At 48.6% G+C, this 18,276-nt stretch carries 11 protein-coding genes and 3 rRNA genes; 12 read left to right on the top strand and 2 right to left on the bottom strand.

Annotated elements, in window-relative coordinates; genetic code table 11:
• The 6 genes from dnaA (at window position 1) to gyrB (ending at window position 6,327) form a co-directional block, all read left to right on the top strand.
• Window positions 1–1,347, top strand: coding sequence for a chromosomal replication initiator protein DnaA (dnaA, locus tag QU597_RS00005; RefSeq protein WP_054942653.1), 1,347 nt, complete (start codon window positions 1–3; stop codon window positions 1,345–1,347).
• Window positions 1,348–1,544: 197 nt separating this feature from the next.
• On the top strand, window positions 1,545–2,687 hold the full coding sequence (gene dnaN / locus QU597_RS00010; protein WP_054942654.1) for a DNA polymerase III subunit beta: 1,143 nt from the start codon (window positions 1,545–1,547) through the stop codon (window positions 2,685–2,687).
• A gap of 48 nt (window positions 2,688–2,735) precedes the next feature.
• Window positions 2,736–2,963 (top strand): S4 domain-containing protein YaaA, encoded by a 228-nt coding sequence (gene yaaA / locus QU597_RS00015; protein ID WP_310830860.1) that lies wholly within the window; start codon window positions 2,736–2,738, stop codon window positions 2,961–2,963.
• 23 nt (window positions 2,964–2,986) lie between these two features.
• Window positions 2,987–4,105 carry a DNA replication/repair protein RecF gene (recF, locus tag QU597_RS00020; RefSeq protein ID WP_310830861.1) on the top strand — a complete coding sequence of 373 codons (1,119 nt, stop codon included), beginning with the start codon at window positions 2,987–2,989 and terminating at the stop codon, window positions 4,103–4,105.
• A 16-nt stretch (window positions 4,106–4,121) separates the two neighbouring features.
• Complete coding sequence (remB, locus tag QU597_RS00025; protein ID WP_206102617.1) at window positions 4,122–4,370, top strand: extracellular matrix regulator RemB; 249 nt, start codon at window positions 4,122–4,124, stop codon at window positions 4,368–4,370.
• Between the two features lie 46 nt (window positions 4,371–4,416).
• Window positions 4,417–6,327 (top strand): DNA topoisomerase (ATP-hydrolyzing) subunit B, encoded by a 1,911-nt coding sequence (gyrB, locus tag QU597_RS00030; RefSeq protein ID WP_310830862.1) that lies wholly within the window; start codon window positions 4,417–4,419, stop codon window positions 6,325–6,327.
• 74 nt (window positions 6,328–6,401) lie between these two features.
• On the opposite strand, the gene QU597_RS00035 is transcribed toward gyrB, so the two are convergent.
• Window positions 6,402–7,277 (bottom strand): YheC/YheD family protein, encoded by an 876-nt coding sequence (locus tag QU597_RS00035; protein ID WP_310830863.1) that lies wholly within the window; start codon window positions 7,275–7,277, stop codon window positions 6,402–6,404.
• Window positions 7,278–7,586: 309 nt separating this feature from the next.
• Between QU597_RS00035 and gyrA the strand changes: the two genes are divergently transcribed.
• From gyrA to QU597_RS00065, 6 genes are all read left to right on the top strand, one after another.
• Window positions 7,587–10,133, top strand: coding sequence for a DNA gyrase subunit A (gene gyrA, locus QU597_RS00040; RefSeq protein ID WP_310830864.1), 2,547 nt, complete (start codon window positions 7,587–7,589; stop codon window positions 10,131–10,133).
• A gap of 235 nt (window positions 10,134–10,368) precedes the next feature.
• Window positions 10,369–11,469, top strand: coding sequence for an HD-GYP domain-containing protein (locus tag QU597_RS00045; protein ID WP_310830865.1), 1,101 nt, complete (start codon window positions 10,369–10,371; stop codon window positions 11,467–11,469).
• Window positions 11,470–11,852: 383 nt separating this feature from the next.
• A 16S ribosomal RNA gene (locus QU597_RS00050) occupies window positions 11,853–13,400 on the top strand.
• Between the two features lie 244 nt (window positions 13,401–13,644).
• Window positions 13,645–16,572, top strand: a 23S ribosomal RNA gene (locus QU597_RS00055).
• Between the two features lie 81 nt (window positions 16,573–16,653).
• Window positions 16,654–16,770: ribosomal RNA gene (gene rrf / locus QU597_RS00060) — 5S ribosomal RNA — on the top strand.
• Together the 16S, 23S and 5S rRNA genes form the textbook arrangement of a ribosomal RNA operon.
• Window positions 16,771–17,033: 263 nt before the next feature.
• Window positions 17,034–17,450 (top strand): hypothetical protein, encoded by a 417-nt coding sequence (locus QU597_RS00065; RefSeq protein WP_206102622.1) that lies wholly within the window; start codon window positions 17,034–17,036, stop codon window positions 17,448–17,450.
• A 108-nt stretch (window positions 17,451–17,558) separates the two neighbouring features.
• On the opposite strand, the gene QU597_RS00070 is transcribed toward QU597_RS00065, so the two are convergent.
• Window positions 17,559–18,083 carry a hypothetical protein gene (locus QU597_RS00070; protein WP_310830866.1) on the bottom strand — a complete coding sequence of 175 codons (525 nt, stop codon included), beginning with the start codon at window positions 18,081–18,083 and terminating at the stop codon, window positions 17,559–17,561.
• Window positions 18,084–18,276: the final 193 nt, after the last annotated feature.

The following is an 18,276-nucleotide window of genomic DNA, read 5'->3' on the forward strand; positions in this document are numbered from 1 at the left end:
GTGGACAGCCATACTTCCGAATTATGGCAGCAAATTTTATCGATTATTCAAACTAAACTAAGCAAACCGAGTTTTGATACGTGGTTTAAAGCGACGAAAGCATTATCGTTTAGCTCTCAGGCCCTTATCATCTCGGCACCTACAACTTTTGCCGTAGAATGGCTGGAAAGTCGATACACAAAGCTGGTAGGAGCTACAGTTTATGAGGTTACCGGACAACAGGTGGACGTCAAATTTGTGATTGAGGAGAACAAACCCTCAGAGCCTGTAATTCAACAGATGGCGCCTTCGCCAGCAGTATCGCGTGAAGAAGCGCAGACCCATCTGCTTAATCCGAAATATACGTTCGATACGTTCGTAATCGGTTCCGGCAACCGTTTTGCGCATGCAGCCTCGCTGGCTGTGGCCGAAGCGCCGGCCAAAGCTTATAACCCCCTCTTCTTGTACGGCGGCGTGGGACTGGGAAAAACCCACTTAATGCATGCCATCGGGCACTATGTGCTGGAACATAACCCTAACAACAAGGTTATCTACATCTCGTCCGAGAAATTTACGAATGAGTTCATCAATTCCATCCGTGACAACCGCGGCGAAAGCTTCCGCAACAAATACCGCAATGTTGACATTCTGCTAATTGACGATATTCAATTCCTGGCCGGCAAAGAGTCTACGCAGGAGGAATTTTTCCATACGTTTAATGCTCTGCACGAAGAACGCAAGCAAATCATCATCTCCAGTGACCGTCCGCCAAAGGAAATTCCAACACTGGAAGAACGGCTGCGCTCCCGGTTTGAATGGGGACTTATTACCGATATTCAGCCGCCGGATCTGGAGACACGCATAGCCATTCTGCGCAAAAAGGCCAAAGCGGAGAACCTTGACATCCCCAATGAGGCAATGATGTATATCGCTAACCAGATTGATACGAATATCCGTGAGCTGGAAGGCGCGCTAATCCGGGTTGTGGCTTACTCCTCGCTAACCAACCAGGACGTAACCACACATCTGGCAGCCGAGGCACTGAAGGATATTATCCCGTCCAGCCGGCCAAAAATGATCACCATCGGTGATATTCAGCAAAAGGTCGGAGAATACTACAATTTGCGCATGGAAGATTTCAAAGCGCGCAAACGCACCAAAGCCGTCGCTTTTCCGCGGCAAATTGCGATGTATCTCTCGCGTGAACTAACGGATTATTCGCTGCCTAAGATTGGTGAAGCCTTCGGAGGACGCGATCATACAACTGTAATTCATGCCCATGAGAAGATTACACAGTCATTAAAGGTCGATCAGGAGTTGTACAAAGTGGTCAATAATCTTGCGGAGAAAATTAAAAATCCTTCCTAAGAGGAACAAAGAGCCTATACACAATCTATACACATGTGGGTAGGCTTAATTTTATGCTGTTTACGGGAGTTATCCACATAAACGGAGCCCCTACTACTAATACTATTAAAGATCTATAATAATTCATCTTCTAAGAGCAGGTTTCAAAGAGGATAAACGTAAGCCCATTTCCCAACTTTTCAGCTAGGAGTGAAATCATGAAAATAAGCATTCTTAAAAATGAACTCAACGAATCCATCGGGCATGTATCCAAAGCTATCTCCAGCAGAACGACTATTCCGATTCTGACCGGCATTAAGTTTGAAGTCAGCCATCAGGGAGTTACACTAACTGCAAGCGACACGGATATTTCGATTCAATCCTTCATTCCGGCTGAAAATGACAGCCATACGATCGTAAAAGTCGAACAACCCGGTAGCGTAGTGCTTCCTGCCAAATTCTTCGTTGAGATTATCAAGAAGCTTCCCTCCAAAGAAATTCACATGGAAGTCAAGGAAGGCTTCCAAACCTATATCTCCTCCGGATCCACCGAGATTCAAATCGTCGGTCTTGATCCTGAAGAATTTCCTGTTCTGCCGAGCATTGAAGAGAATGAAACGATCTCTCTGCCAGGCGACCTGCTGAAGAATATGATTAAACAGACCGCTTTCTCCATCTCTACCCAAGAAACAACACCGATCCTCACCGGGATCCTGTGGAATTTAAGCGATAATGAATTTAAATTCACGGCGACTGACCGTCACCGCCTGGCTACAAGAGCAGCGCACCTGGAAGGCACAGAAAGTGTACAATTTGCGAATGTCGTAATCGCGGGCAAAACGCTGAATGAACTGAGCAAAATTATTCCGGACCAGAATATGCTGGTAGATATTGTCGTAGCCGATAATCAGGTTCTGTTCAAAATCGATAAAGTGCTGTTCTATTCGCGCATCCTGGACGGCATTTATCCGGATACTTCTAGAATTATTCCGACCAACTACAAAACAGAACTAACGCTCGACACAAAAAAATTAAGCGAATCCATCGACCGTGCTTATTTGCTGTCCCGTGAGGAAAAAACGAATATTGTGCGCATGCAGACTTTGGATAACGGTGATGTTGAGATTTCCTCCAGCTCATCAGAGCTGGGTAAAGTCCGTGAAGAACTGGAAGTCATTGATTTCAAAGGTGAACCGCTAAAAATCTCCTTCAACTCGAAATATATGCTGGATGTGCTGAAGGTTGTCGAAAGCGAACAGCTGGTTATTGCTTTTACGGGCATGATGAGTCCGATCATCTTACGGCCGCTAGATGAGAGCCGCAGCCTGTATGTGATTCTGCCTTACCGCACAACTAACTAACGCCGCTGTTCACGGACCTGTGGATAAGTGGTAGAAAGGATAAAAAACATGAAAAAAATACTTATCCACAGTGGATATATTAAGCTCGACCAATTTCTGAAGCTCTCCGATTGTGTATCCACAGGAGGAATGGCTAAGGCTTTGCTGCAGGAAGGCCATGTGCTCGTTAACGGAGAAAAAGAAGAACGGCGTGGAAGAAAGCTTTACCCGGGTGATAGAATAGAGGTACAGGACAACGGCGTTTTTGAGGTTGAAGGCGGCGGAATAAAAGAGTAGTACTTCGGGGAGGCTTAAGCTTCGTGTTTGTCAAAAATATCGGTCTGCAGCATTATCGCAACTACGGGCTGCTGCGTCTGGAAAACCTGGGCGATGTAAACCTGATTCTTGGCCAGAACGCCCAGGGCAAAACCAACCTTATGGAGGCTCTGTTTGTTCTGGCGATGACGAAAAGCCACCGCACATCCAAGGACAAGGAGCTCATTTCGTTTGATGCTCCAGGAGGATCTGCTCAGATTGTTGCCGAAGTAGAGCGCAAGTACGGGGATTTGAAGCTGGAGCTGACGTTGTCCGCCCAGGGCAAAAAAGCCAGGATCAACGGACTGGAGCAGCGCCGGCTGAGCGAATTTGTCGGCTCACTTAATGTGGTCATGTTTGCTCCGGAAGATTTAGAAATTGTCAAAGGTACGCCGGGTATCCGCCGCCGTTTTCTCGATATGGAGATCGGGCAGGTGCAGCCCAGCTACCTTTTTCACTTACAGCAGTATCAGAAAGTCCTCCTCCAGAGAGGCAATTTGCTGAAGCAGCTATGGGGCAAGGAAGCTGCCGGCAAAGAGCTTTTAGAAATATGGGATGCCCAACTTGTAGAGCATGGTGTTAAAATCGTCAAAAAAAGGAAACAATTCATAAAGAAGCTGCAAATATGGGCAGAAAGCATTCACCGGGGCATTACGAACGGCGGAGAAGAGCTTAAACTGCTGTATGTTCCTTCCTTCGGAGAGCGTGAAGAGGAAGATGAAGCTGTCTTATTGGACAAATTTATGTTAAAGTTATCACAAACGAGAGAACAGGAAATCAGGCGCGGCATGACGCTGACGGGTCCCCATAGGGATGACCTGTCCTTTTTTATCAACGGAAGAGAAGCTCAGGTCTACGGTTCCCAGGGACAGCAGCGTACGACAGCTTTATCGCTCAAGCTGGCGGAAATTGAACTGATCCATGAGGAAATCGGGGAGTATCCTGTGCTGCTTCTTGATGACGTTTTGTCCGAACTTGATCCCTATCGTCAGACCCAGCTTATCGAAACTTTCCAGAGCAAGGTGCAGACCTTCATCACCGCCACTGGTGTGGAGAGTTTAAATGCAGATAAGCTTAAGGACGCAACCCTGTTTCATGTTCATGATGGAAAAGTGGAGAATTAAAGAGCGGAGGCAGAGCATGTATATTCATTTGGGCGGGGAGAAGATTATCAGGTCTTCAGAATTGATTGCTATATTTGATATATCGATTGAGAAATCCTCCAAGGTGTCGAAGCAGTTCATCGTTCATTCGGGCCAGGACAAAAGATTGGAACGAATCGGTGAAGAGGAAGCGAAATCTATCGTCGTCACCAAAAATACGGTATACTACTCCCCCATATCCTCCTCCACTCTCAAAAAAAGAGCCAAAATCTTGTTAGAGATATAGTTTAATCTGGGTTACAAGAGATAATCTGAAAGAAGTAGGTGAAGGCATGTCAATGAATCAACCGACATATGATGAGAGCCAGATTCAGGTGCTTGAGGGGCTGGAAGCTGTTCGGAAACGTCCCGGCATGTACATCGGCTCTACTAGTGCCAAAGGTCTGCATCATTTGGTCTGGGAGGTTGTCGATAATAGTATCGATGAGGCGCTGGCAGGTTTTTGCGACCGGATTCAAGTGATTATACATGAAGATAACAGTGTTACCGTTATTGATAACGGGCGGGGGATTCCTGTCGGCGAGAATGTGAAGCTGAAGAAATCGACGCTTGAAGTTGTAATGACTGTCTTGCATGCAGGCGGTAAGTTCGGCGGCGGAGGATACAAGGTATCAGGCGGTCTGCATGGCGTAGGTATTTCAGTCGTGAATGCCTTGTCCGAGAAGGTAGTTGTAACCGTTAAGCGTGACGGCCATGTCTACCAGCAGGAATACAGACGCGGTGCACCGCAGTATGATATCAAAATCATCGGCGATTCCGAGGAAACCGGCACAACTACAACTTTTCTTCCCGACCCGGAGATTTTTACCGAAACGACTGTTTTTGAATATTCGACATTGCTTACGCGTATTCGTGAGCTGGCTTTTCTTAACAAGGGGATTGAGCTTTCACTGCTGGATGAACGGACGGGAGCTTCTAACTCGTTTAAATATGATGGCGGTATCGTTGAGTATGTGAAATATTTGAACGAGAAAAAAGAAGCACTGCACGAGGAACCGATCTACGTGGAAGGCTCACGGGATATGATTGCAGTTGAAGTGGCTCTGCAGTACAACGATTCTTATACAGAGAACATTTACTCTTTTGCTAATAATATTAATACGCATGAAGGCGGAACGCATGAATCCGGCTTTAAGAGCGCCTTGACAAGAATAATCAATGACTATGCCCGCAAGACCGGGGTTATTAAGGATAGCAGCGGCAACCTGACCGGGGATGATGTGCGCGAAGGGTTAACGGCGATTATTTCCGTTAAAATTCCTGAGCCGCAGTTCGAAGGCCAAACGAAGACTAAGCTTGGCAACAGTGAAGTACGCGGAATTGTAGAGTCGCTGTTCGGGGAGAAACTCCAGGAGTTTCTGGAAGAGAACCCTGCGGTTTCCCGGCGTGTGCTGGAGAAATCCCTGCAAGCTTCCCGTGCCCGTGAAGCGGCCCGTAAAGCCCGTGAGCTGACCCGGCGTAAGAGTGCGCTTGAAGTCAGCGCTCTTCCCGGCAAGCTGGCTGACTGTTCGTCTAAGGATGCCTCGATCAGTGAGCTGTACATCGTCGAAGGGGACTCTGCCGGCGGATCCGCCAAACAGGGGCGTGACCGTCATTTCCAGGCGATTCTGCCGCTGCGCGGGAAAATCCTGAACGTCGAGAAGGCACGGCTTGACCGTATTTTGTCCAATGCCGAAATCCGTGCGATTATTACCGCTCTCGGAACAGGCATCAGCGATGATTTCGATCTGTCCAAAGCCCGTTACCACAAAATTGTTATCATGACCGATGCAGACGTCGACGGTGCTCATATCCGTACCTTGCTGCTGACCTTCTTCTACCGCTACATGCGGAAGATTATCGAAGCGGGATATATCTATATCGCACAGCCGCCGCTGTTCAAGATTGAGCGCAACAAGGTAATTCGCTACGCTCAAACCGAGAGAGAACGCGATGAAATTATCGCTACCTTTGGTGAGAATGTTAAGGTCAATGTTCAGCGCTATAAAGGTCTCGGAGAGATGAATGCCACTCAGCTGTGGGATACTACCATGGATCCTGAGAGCCGTATGATGCTGCAGGTAACGATTGAGGATGCTATTTTGGCTGACGGTATTTTCGATACACTGATGGGTGACAATGTTGAACCGCGCCGTGAGTTTATTCAGGAGCATGCGCAATCGGTTCGTAACCTTGATATCTGATAATACCCTCTGATAGATAACAGACACAGACCCCCGGCTTCTATTCGTAATTGGATAGCAGGCCGGGGGTTTTATTATAGTTTGGAGGGAAATCTGCGGCGGGGACGAGTTGCCGGCCGGGTTCTTTTTAAACGTCCATAGGCTACAGCATAGCGGTGAATTCTGCGGTAAATGGATTTATCGGGAAACATTTTGAATACCATAATGGCTGGGAGCGTGTTAACCTCCAGCAGCCACAGGTCATGATGCTGATCAATTGCCACATCCAGTCCGATTTCTTTAAGTCCGGGGTAGGTCGTTTCAAGTTGTGCGCCAATTTTGACTCCCAGCGATTTAAGCTGCTGAATCGTTTTTGCCATTTCCCCTGGATTCATGTGTTCTTTAAACAATGCCTCCACGGAGATTATGCTGCCCCCATTATGATAGTTCGTGACCACCTTTTGCGGTGCGGCTACTCTCCCGAGCATACCTGTGGTCTCCCAGGCGCCAGCCGGATTTTTTTGAGTGAGCACGCGCAGATCAAACGGCCTTCCCTGGTGGCACAGCAGATCGATTCCCTGCTGCACCAGATATGGACGTCCTTTGATTTTGGAAATTAATGCAGCATGGAGTTCTTCTACCGAGTTATATACCTCTGCATCCTTGGCATATCGTAAAATGTACATGACCTGCTCCCGTGTCCCGGGTACACCACCGTCTGCTGCCGTGTCCTCAAGATCCGGTTGCTGTACGCTGGGGCTTAAGTGTACTGTGCGCCGTTCGGCCCGCATAACTCCGGTACCATAGGTACCGCGGTCAGGCTTAATATATACCGTGCCATAGACTTCAAGCAGCTCAGACAAATGCTCCATTTTATATTTTCGCGTTTCCGGAATGAAGATCGCCAGCAGACGGTTTTGCAGGATGACTGCTGTTTTAGCCCATTTACTGGACACCCGTTGAATCCTCATTATCTTCCTCCTAGCCTATTCTTAATAGAATTTTGCATGCTTAATTGTCAGGACAAGCTAGCTAAATAATGTTATAATATAAGGATATGAGGTTATGCCTCTATGAGCGAAAATAGGGCGATAAAGCCACTCCTCTTGTCTGTATAGTCTATGTACTGAAGGCATTGGCGGAAAGGGCATATACCCCTACATGTGCTAAAAGAAATGAATAATAGCAGATATAAGGCTACCCGTGTTTAATTGTGCTGTTTTTGTGAAAGTAATATAATAAAGGGTAGCGGTTTTTAACTGAAGGAGGTCCAGCAACTCATGGCTGAACAAAATAACCCGCAAATCAAAGACCGGGACATTGGTGAGGAAATGCGCGAATCCTTTATGGATTACGCGATGAGCATCATTGTAAGCCGGGCTTTGCCGGATGTGCGGGACGGACTTAAGCCTGTTCACCGGCGCATTTTGTTTGCGATGTCGGAACTCGGAATGTCTCCGGATAAACCTCACAAGAAGTCAGCGAGAATCGTCGGCGAGGTTATCGGTAAGTACCACCCTCACGGAGACTCTGCCGTATATGAGACGATGGTACGTATGGCCCAGGATTTCTCGATGCGGTATATGCTCGTAGACGGTCACGGAAACTTCGGTTCGATCGATGGAGACATGGCTGCAGCGATGCGTTACACAGAAGCACGCCTCTCCAAAATCGCAGGCGAAATGCTTCGTGATCTCAACAAGGAAACTGTTGATTTCGCACCTAACTATGACGGCGAAGAGAATGAGCCTGTAGTTCTGCCTGCCCGTTATCCCAACCTGCTTGTAAACGGGGTATCAGGGATAGCTGTAGGTATGGCTACCAATATTCCTCCGCATAATTTGGGTGAGGTCATTGATGGCGTACAGGCAATGATCAAGAATCCGGACATTACACCTATGGAACTCATGGAATATATTCAAGGACCGGATTTCCCGACGGCTGGATACATTTTAGGCCGCGAGGGTATTCGCCAGGCCTATCGCACAGGCCGCGGGTCGGTTACGATGCGTGCCAAAGCGACCATTGAGGAGAACAATGGTAAAGCCCGGATCATCGTGCATGAACTGCCTTATCAGGTCAACAAAGCGAGACTGGTTGAGAAGATTGCAGAGCTTGTACGCGAGAAGCGGATTGAGGGCATAACAGATCTGCGGGATGAATCCGACCGTACCGGTATGCGTGTAGTTGTCGAGATGAGACGCGACGTTAATCCGAGTGTTGTACTGAATAACCTGTACAAGCATACGGCAATGCAATCTACATTCGGCATTAATATGCTGGCGATCGTGAACAATCAGCCGGAAATTCTCAATCTTCGTGATGTGCTGTATCACTATTTGCAGCACCAAATTGAAGTTATCCGCCGCCGGACAGTCTTTGATCTGAAGAAGGCAGAGGCACGGGCACATATTCTGGAAGGTCTGCGCATTGCGCTGGATCATCTGGATGAGGTAATCGCCCTGATCAGAGCATCACGGACAACAGATATCGCCCGTGAAGGCCTGATGGAGACCTTCAGCCTTAGTATCGAGCAGGCACAAGCGATCCTTGATATGCGGATGCAGCGTCTGACCGGTCTGGAACGTGAGAAGATCGAGAATGAATATAACGAGCTGCTGGCCAAGATTGCTGAGTACCGCGAGATTTTGGCTAATGAGCATCTTGTACTGGAGATTATCAGTAATGAGCTTCAGGAAATTCGCGATAAATTTTCCGATGACCGCCGTACTGAAATCACCGTTGGGGAAGAGAGCATTCTCGATGAGGATCTGATTCCGCGTGAAGAAGTGGTCATTACCATTACGCATACCGGTTACATTAAGCGCCTGCCGGTTAGCACCTACCGCAGCCAGAAGCGCGGCGGACGCGGCGTCATTGGCATGGACACGAAGGATGAGGATTTCGTGGAGCATCTCTTCGTGAGCAATTCTCATAATTATCTGATGTTCTTTACCGATAAGGGTAAAGTATACCGGATTAAAGCCTATGAGATTCCAGAGCTTGGACGTACTGCACGGGGAACACCAATTATCAACCTGATTCAGATCGAGCAGGGTGAGAAGATCAGTGCAGTAATTCAGGTTGAGGAAGCTGACAGCGACAAGTATCTGTTCTTTGCAACCCGTGAGGGGATCGTGAAGAAGACGCCTCTGGAAGATTACAATAACATCCGCAAAGGCGGACTGATTGCGATCAATCTCCGTGAAGAGGATTCCTTGATCGAAGTGAAGCTGACTGATGGCCAACAGAACCTGATTATTGGTACTGCGCGCGGTATGTCGATTACCTTCTCCGAGAACGATGTACGTTCCATGGGCCGCAGTGCAACCGGCGTTAAGGGAATCACCCTTGATGACAATGACCATGTCATCGGTATGGATTGTGTGGACAAGGAGCTTGAAGTGCTGATCGTAACGACTAAAGGTTATGGTAAACGGACACCTGCCGGTGATTACCGTTCCCAGACCCGTGGCGGTAAAGGGATTAAGACGATCAATCTTACGGATAAGAATGGTCCGGTAGTCGGTCTGAAGGTTGTTAAGAATGATGAAGACCTGATGATTATTACGACAAGCGGAACATTAATCCGTACAAGCATGGATGGTATTTCTACTATGGGCCGTTATGCGCAGGGCGTTAAGCTGATCAACATCCGTGAGGATGACGCTGTAGCTACCCTTTGCAGAGCGGACAAAGAAGAAGAAGATCTGTCTGAGCACGAGGATGGCGAAGAAATCCAAGGTACAATAGTAGAGCAAGTAGAACCGGTAACTGATTCAGAGCCTGAAGCGGATGTTGAAGGTGAAGAGGATAGTCTCGAGTAGAATGAACTAATGAAGCATGAGTTTCTGACCCCAGGAACTCATGCTTTTTTATGTACAACAATAAATTTTAGGAATTTACTGCACACTATCTAGTCGCTTGCCGATATCCATAATATAATTAGAGAGTTAAGCGGTTAGTTGCCGCAAGGTACCATTGGTGGCCGGTAATGTTCAGTCTCTCCAGCAGAGCAGCATTCCTGAGCGTAAGTTTCACAGAAACAGAGGGGCTGAGTTTATGCCAAACATATCCGTTGCAGAAGTAAAACCGGGTTCGAAAATTATTAAAGACGTCGTTACTCCCTTGGGGAGCGTGCTGTTTTCTAAGGGGAAGGTCATATTACCCCGCGATATTGAGATTTTGCAGGCTTTCCTGGTTCAACAGGTGGAGATAGAGGGAGCCCAGGGTGAGAACAAGCCTTCTGAGCCGGCTAAAGCCGGTACGAAGCCTGTTTCAGTTAAAACAGGATCTACCATCAATGAGTCGTTGCTTGCCAAGAGCAATTCTCCCCTTCATGATGAGTATGAAAAAATGCTGGCCCTGGTTAAGCAGAGCTACCGTTCTGTTGCCGCAGCTCCGCTGCCTATTTATGAATTGCGGAGTCAATTAGAGGCACTGATCAACGAGCTCAAGGATTATCATGTCTTAAAATTTACTCCGCGTGTCATTAATGATCAGGACTACAATTATCATAACGCTGTACTTTCGGCTCTAACCTCTTATAAATTAGCCCAATGGTGCGGATATCCGCAGAAGGATTGGATGCAGGCTGCTTTTGCCGGCTTGCTGCATGATATAGGAAATGTGAAGGTTGATGTCTCACTGCTGCAGAAGCCGACACCGCTGAGCGGTGCTGAGTTAGAAGAGGTCCGCAGACATACAACCTATGGTTACCAACTGCTCCGTAATGTTACGGCAATTAATGAGGGAGTCAGACTCGCTGCACTTCAGCATCATGAGAAAATAGACGGTTCGGGTTATCCGTTGCATCTGGAGGGTACCCAGATTCATTTTTACGCTAAGATTGTTGCAGTGGCCGATATCTTCCACGCAATGACGCTGGAGAAAGCCTACAGGAAGGCACAGTCGCCTTACAAGGTGCTGGAGCAGATTCTGACAGAGAGCTTCGGCAAGCTTGATCCGGTGATTGTTCAGACCTTTATTCAAAAAACAACCGACTTATACAATGGAACCAGAATCAAACTGAGCGATGGACGTCATGGTGAAATCATTTTCACTGACCGCAGCAATCCTACCCGTCCGATGGTTAAAGTTGAGGGGAAAATTGTGAATCTGATGCTTGAGCGTGAATTATACATTCAAGAGATCATCGCCTAGTCTGGTTCCATGCATTGTATAAAGCTGTGTTACCTTCTGGTTCTGTTGTTTTGGGGCTGCGAGGAGACACAGCTTTTAATTTGAAATCAAATTTTAAATAATGCTTGCAATCTAATACTATACATGATATATTCTATTTCTGGCCGCGAAACATCAACGCCGAGCTCGAAAAAGAAGTTGAAAAAAAGAGCTTGCATTGAACGGCTGGATGTGATATATTATAAGAGTTGCTGGTGACGAGATGATCGGCACTGACAACGAGCTTGATCTTTGAAAACTGAACAACGAGTGAGTATCGGAAATCACTTCGGTGAGATCCAAAATTAGAGAATGCAAATTCTCGTCAGATGTTTCAAAATGAGCAATCGCTCTTTCTAAATACCAATTTGGAGAGTTTGATCCTGGCTCAGGACGAACGCTGGCGGCGTGCCTAATACATGCAAGTCGAGCGGAGCTTATCCTTCGGGGTAAGCTTAGCGGCGGACGGGTGAGTAACACGTAGGCAACCTACCCCTCAGACTGGGATAACTACCGGAAACGGTAGCTAATACCGGATAATTCCTTTTCTCTCATGAGGAAAGGATGAAAGGCGGAGCAATCTGCTACTAAGGGATGGGCCTGCGGCGCATTAGCTAGTTGGTGAGGTAACGGCTCACCAAGGCGACGATGCGTAGCCGACCTGAGAGGGTGAACGGCCACACTGGGACTGAGACACGGCCCAGACTCCTACGGGAGGCAGCAGTAGGGAATCTTCCGCAATGGGCGAAAGCCTGACGGAGCAACGCCGCGTGAGTGATGAAGGTTTTCGGATCGTAAAGCTCTGTTGCCAGGGAAGAACGTCCGGTAGAGTAACTGCTACCGGAGTGACGGTACCTGAGAAGAAAGCCCCGGCTAACTACGTGCCAGCAGCCGCGGTAATACGTAGGGGGCAAGCGTTGTCCGGAATTATTGGGCGTAAAGCGCGCGCAGGCGGCTATTTAAGTCTGGTGTTTAAACCTTGGGCTCAACCTGGGGTCGCACTGGAAACTGGATGGCTTGAGTACAGAAGAGGAAAGTGGAATTCCACGTGTAGCGGTGAAATGCGTAGATATGTGGAGGAACACCAGTGGCGAAGGCGACTTTCTGGGCTGTAACTGACGCTGAGGCGCGAAAGCGTGGGGAGCAAACAGGATTAGATACCCTGGTAGTCCACGCCGTAAACGATGAGTGCTAGGTGTTAGGGGTTTCGATACCCTTGGTGCCGAAGTTAACACAGTAAGCACTCCGCCTGGGGAGTACGGTCGCAAGACTGAAACTCAAAGGAATTGACGGGGACCCGCACAAGCAGTGGAGTATGTGGTTTAATTCGAAGCAACGCGAAGAACCTTACCAGGTCTTGACATCCCTCTGAATCCTCTAGAGATAGAGGCGGCCTTCGGGACAGAGGAGACAGGTGGTGCATGGTTGTCGTCAGCTCGTGTCGTGAGATGTTGGGTTAAGTCCCGCAACGAGCGCAACCCTTGACTTTAGTTGCCAGCAGGTAGTGCTGGGCACTCTAGAGTGACTGCCGGTGACAAACCGGAGGAAGGTGGGGATGACGTCAAATCATCATGCCCCTTATGACCTGGGCTACACACGTACTACAATGGCCGGTACAACGGGAAGCGAAGCCGCGAGGTGGAGCCAATCCCAGCAAAGCCGGTCTCAGTTCGGATTGCAGGCTGCAACTCGCCTGCATGAAGTCGGAATTGCTAGTAATCGCGGATCAGCATGCCGCGGTGAATACGTTCCCGGGTCTTGTACACACCGCCCGTCACACCACGAGAGTTTACAACACCCGAAGTCGGTGGGGTAACCCGCAAGGGAGCCAGCCGCCGAAGGTGGGGTAGATGATTGGGGTGAAGTCGTAACAAGGTAGCCGTATCGGAAGGTGCGGCTGGATCACCTCCTTTCTATGGAGAATCGTCACCTGCAACGGTGACATTCAAATCGGAAGTATAACTTCCAAAACTCAGGTTTAGGCCTGTTACTCACTCGTTGGTCAGTTTTGAGAGTTTAAGCTCTCAGCAGTACCTTGATCCTTGAAAACTGGATACCGAAACGAATTTGCGTTTTAGAATATTCCTTTAAGCTGAACTTGTGTAAACAAGTTTCAATTATAGCGATGCTGGCGATTTTCCTTCGGGAGAACGCATTGGTTAAGCTAATAAGAGCACACGGAGGATGCCTAGGCGCCAGGAGCCGACGAAGGACGTGGCGAACAACGAAACTGCCTCGGGGAGCTGTAAGCAAGCTTTGATCCGGGGGTGTCCGAATGGGGAAACCCAGCTGTGGTAATTCGCAGTTACTCACATCTGAATACATAGGGTGTGTAGAGGCAGACCAGGGGAACTGAAACATCTAAGTACCCTGAGGAAGAGAAAACAATAGTGATTCCGTCAGTAGCGGCGAGCGAACGCGGAACAGCCTAAACCAAGGGGCTTGCCCCTTGGGGTTGTGGGACGTCTCACATGGAGTTACAAAGGAATATGGTAGGTGAAGAGGTCTGGAAAGGCCCGCGATAGAGGTAAAAGCCCTGTAACCTAAACTGTATTCTCTCCGAGACGGATCCCGAGTAGTGCGGGGCACGTGAAACCCCGTATGAATCCAGCAGGACCATCTGCTAAGGCTAAATACTACCTGGCGACCGATAGTGAAACAGTACCGTGAGGGAAAGGTGAAAAGCACCCCGGAAGGGGAGTGAAATAGAACCTGAAACCGTGTGCTTACAAAAAGTCAGAGCCCGTTTTAGGGGTGATGGCGTGCCTTTTGTAGAATGAACCGGCGAGTTACGTTTAACATGCAAGGTTAAGGTGAGAAGCCGGAGCCGCAGCGAAAGCGAGTCTGAATAGGGCGATTTAGTATGTGGACGTAGACCCGAAACCGTGTGATCTACCCCTGTCCAGGGTGAAGGTGCGGTAACACGCACTGGAGGCCCGAACCCACGTATGTTGAAAAATACGGGGATGAGGTGGGGGTAGCGGAGAAATTCCAATCGAACTCGGAGATAGCTGGTTCTCCCCGAAATAGCTTTAGGGCTAGCCTCGGTGAATGGAGTGGTGGAGGTAGAGCACTGATTGGGTGCGGGGCCCGCAAGGGTTACCAAGCTCAGTCAAACTCCGAATGCCATTAACTTCTTGCCGGGAGTCAGACAGTGAGTGCTAAGATCCATTGTCAAAAGGGAAACAGCCCAGACCATCAGCTAAGGTCCCCAAGTGTGTGTTAAGTGGGAAAGGATGTGGAGTTGCACAGACAACCAGGATGTTGGCTTAGAAGCAGCCACCATTGAAAGAGTGCGTAATAGCTCACTGGTCGAGTGACTCTGCGCCGAAAATGTAACGGGGCTAAACACACCACCGAAGCTATGGCTAGATACGTATGTATCTGGGGTAGGGGAGCGTTGTATGTGGGTTGAAGGTGTACCGTAAGGAGCGCTGGACAGCATACAAGTGAGAATGCCGGTATGAGTAACGAAAAGATCAGTGAGAATCTGATCCGCCGAAAGCCCAAGGTTTCCTGAGGAAGGCTCGTCCGCTCAGGGTAAGTCGGGACCTAAGGCGAGGCCGAAAGGCGTAGTCGAAGGACAACAGTTTGAAATTACTGTACCACCGTAATCCGCTATGAGCGATGGGGTGACGCAGGAGGGTAGTGACGCGGACTGATGGATGTCCGTCTAAGCAGTGAGGCTGGTGTGTAGGCAAATCCGCACATCGTTAAGGCTGGGCTGTGATGGGGAGCGAAAATTATAGTAGCGAAGGTCATGATCTCACACTGCCAAGAAAAGCCTCTAGCCAGGAGAAGGTGCCCGTACCGCAAACCGACACAGGTAGGCGAGAAGAGAATTCTAAGGCGCGCGGAAGAACTCTCGTTAAGGAACTCGGCAAAATGACCCCGTAACTTCGGGAGAAGGGGTGCCTCGGTAGGGTGAATAGCCCGAGGGGGCCGCAGTGAAAAGGCCCAAGCGACTGTTTAGCAAAAACACAGGTCTGTGCGAAGCCGCAAGGCGAAGTATACGGGCTGACGCCTGCCCGGTGCTGGAAGGTTAAGGGGAGTGGTTAGGGGCAACCCGAAGCTATGAACCGAAGCCCCAGTAAACGGCGGCCGTAACTATAACGGTCCTAAGGTAGCGAAATTCCTTGTCAGGTAAATTCTGACCCGCACGAATGGCGTAACGACTTGGGCGCTGTCTCAACGAGAGATCCGGTGAAATTTTAATACCTGTGAAGATGCAGGTTACCCGCGACAAGACGGAAAGACCCCATGGAGCTTTACTGCAGCTTGATATTGAATTTGGGTACGATCTGTACAGGATAGGTGGGAGCCGTAGAGGCAGGAGCGCAAGCTTCTGCGGAGGCGCCGTTGGGATACCACCCTGATCGTATCTAGGTTCTAACCTGGTACCCTAAGCGGGTACGGGGACCGTGTCAGGCGGGCAGTTTGACTGGGGCGGTCGCCTCCTAAAGAGTAACGGAGGCGTTCAAAGGTTCCCTCAGAATGGTTGGAAATCATTCGAAGAGTGCAAAGGCATAAGGGAGCTTGACTGCGAGACCTACAAGTCGAGCAGGGACGAAAGTCGGACTTAGTGATCCGGTGGTACCGCATGGAAGGGCCATCGCTCAACGGATAAAAGCTACCCTGGGGATAACAGGCTTATCTCCCCCAAGAGTCCACATCGACGGGGAGGTTTGGCACCTCGATGTCGGCTCATCGCATCCTGGGGCTGAAGTAGGTCCCAAGGGTTGGGCTGTTCGCCCATTAAAGCGGTACGCGAGCTGGGTTCAGAACGTCGTGAGACAGTTCGGTCCCTATCTGTCGTGGGCGCAGGAAATTTGAGAGGAGCTGTCCTTAGTACGAGAGGACCGGGATGGACGTACCGCTGGTGCACCAGTTGTTTCGCCAGAAGCATGGCTGGGTAGCTACGTACGGACGGGATAAGCGCTGAAAGCATCTAAGCGTGAAGCCCCCCTCAAGATGAGATTTCCCAATTAGTAAGACCCCTTGAAGACGACGAGGTAGATAGGTTGGAGGTGGAAGTGCAGTAATGCATGGAGCTGACCAATACTAATCGGTCGAGGGCTTATCCAAAAATTTCGAAGAACGCAGATTTGTTTCGGATTCAGTTTTCAGGAATCAAGATTCCTGAAGCATTTACGCTGTAAATGCCCGTTTGGTGGCGATAGCGGAAGGGTTCCACGCGTACCCATCCCGAACACGACCGTTAAGCCTTCCAGCGCCGATGGTACTTGGACCGAAGGGTCCTGGGAGAGTAGGACGCCGCCAAGCACATGAAGCCATTGTTGAGTCATCGACAATGGCTTTTTTTGTTGTTTGCACCTGGATGGGAAGACTGCTTTTAGAGATTAATTGATTATAAAAGCGTTTTCAATTGAGTGACATTTTTGTTACCGACGGCATGGTATATCCAAGTATAATAGAAAAGTGCAAATATTAAGCAGCACCTTAATACGAATGAACTACTGATAAATTCTAAATTTGAATTTTCTTGTGTCTTTTGATGCATGGTAGAGGTAAGGAGGATTTAAGGTATGAAGCTAACCCGACCCTTATGGATATTATTTATTGTTTGTATAGTGAGTGTAATGTTTACTGGTTGCGGAGCAAAAGAGCCCAACTGGGATACTTTTGAGGGGGCACTTAATGAAAAAAGCTTTCCTGTTCCCAAGGAAGCCAGTTCTCCTGACCGGGCTACTACAAATGTTGCTATGGACTATGTCCGTTACTCCTTGTCCGGAATTAAGGAAAAAGAGGGTGTACCCGAGCCTTACCTGAAAGCGATCAAAGCTTGGGGGTGGGAGGAACAAAAGGGGGATGAGGATGCGGGAAGCTCCCGTGTTTTTCAAAAAGACGGACTAATTGTACATTTAACCGTACATGACGGCTATTTCACAGTAATGATTCCGAAGGAAAAGAAAGCCTCCATAAAAGGGCTGAAGAGTAAATAAATAAACGCCGTCCAAGTTGGACGGCGTTTATTATTGTATCATGTATCAATCCTGCACATGGGACTGCTGTTGTCTGTAGGTGATGACCGTATGTATGCGGTTCTGCAATTATTGAGCGTAATAGGAAACGTCTGCAGGGTTGAATTTTAGCATCCCGCTTTCATCATCTCGGCGCAGTCTCAGCAAGGTATACAGCCGGGGCAAGAGCAGCCAGAGATGGCAGATTGCCAAGGAGGTTGTGAACGCCGGAGGAGCCCATACAATAAAAAGTGCAGCAATGCATAGGCCGATCCAGAAATTATGCAGCTGCACCTTACGAAAGATGCCGTAGCTGATATATTGATCCGGCATATAGCCGAGCCAAGGCAGGCGCAGAGACACCTTCCACCGTTTAGCGATGGGATGCCCGGTGATAAGGAGTACGGATCGTGAGATGACATACTGGACCCATAATACAACGGGAGCTGCAACAACCATATACAACAGGCTCCACCAGGAGAGGAATATGGTCTCCAGTACTACGAATAATAAAGGAAGCGCAATGTAGATTCGCAGCTTGGCAGTAGTCAGATTTATTTTTTTGATAAGCTTGTATTGATAGAATGTAGCTGCACCTTTGGTGTTGGGTTCCATAAAGAAAGTTCTGACCTCCTCGTGTGTTCTCATGTTAATAATATCGGCTGTCTGCGGCGTTTTATTAAACTTCAGCGGGAGAATCACCAGCCTGGGGATCACAGAATATATATATTTTAAGTAACCCGGATAGGAAAAAACTATGAAAAGGTTTAAAATGATAGAAGGTGTAACATACTGTTCTTAAAAGAGT

Origin of the sequence: Paenibacillus pedocola (assembly GCF_031599675.1) — a bacterium.
Classification (GTDB): Bacteria; Bacillota; Bacilli; order Paenibacillales; family Paenibacillaceae; genus Paenibacillus_AQ; species Paenibacillus_AQ pedocola.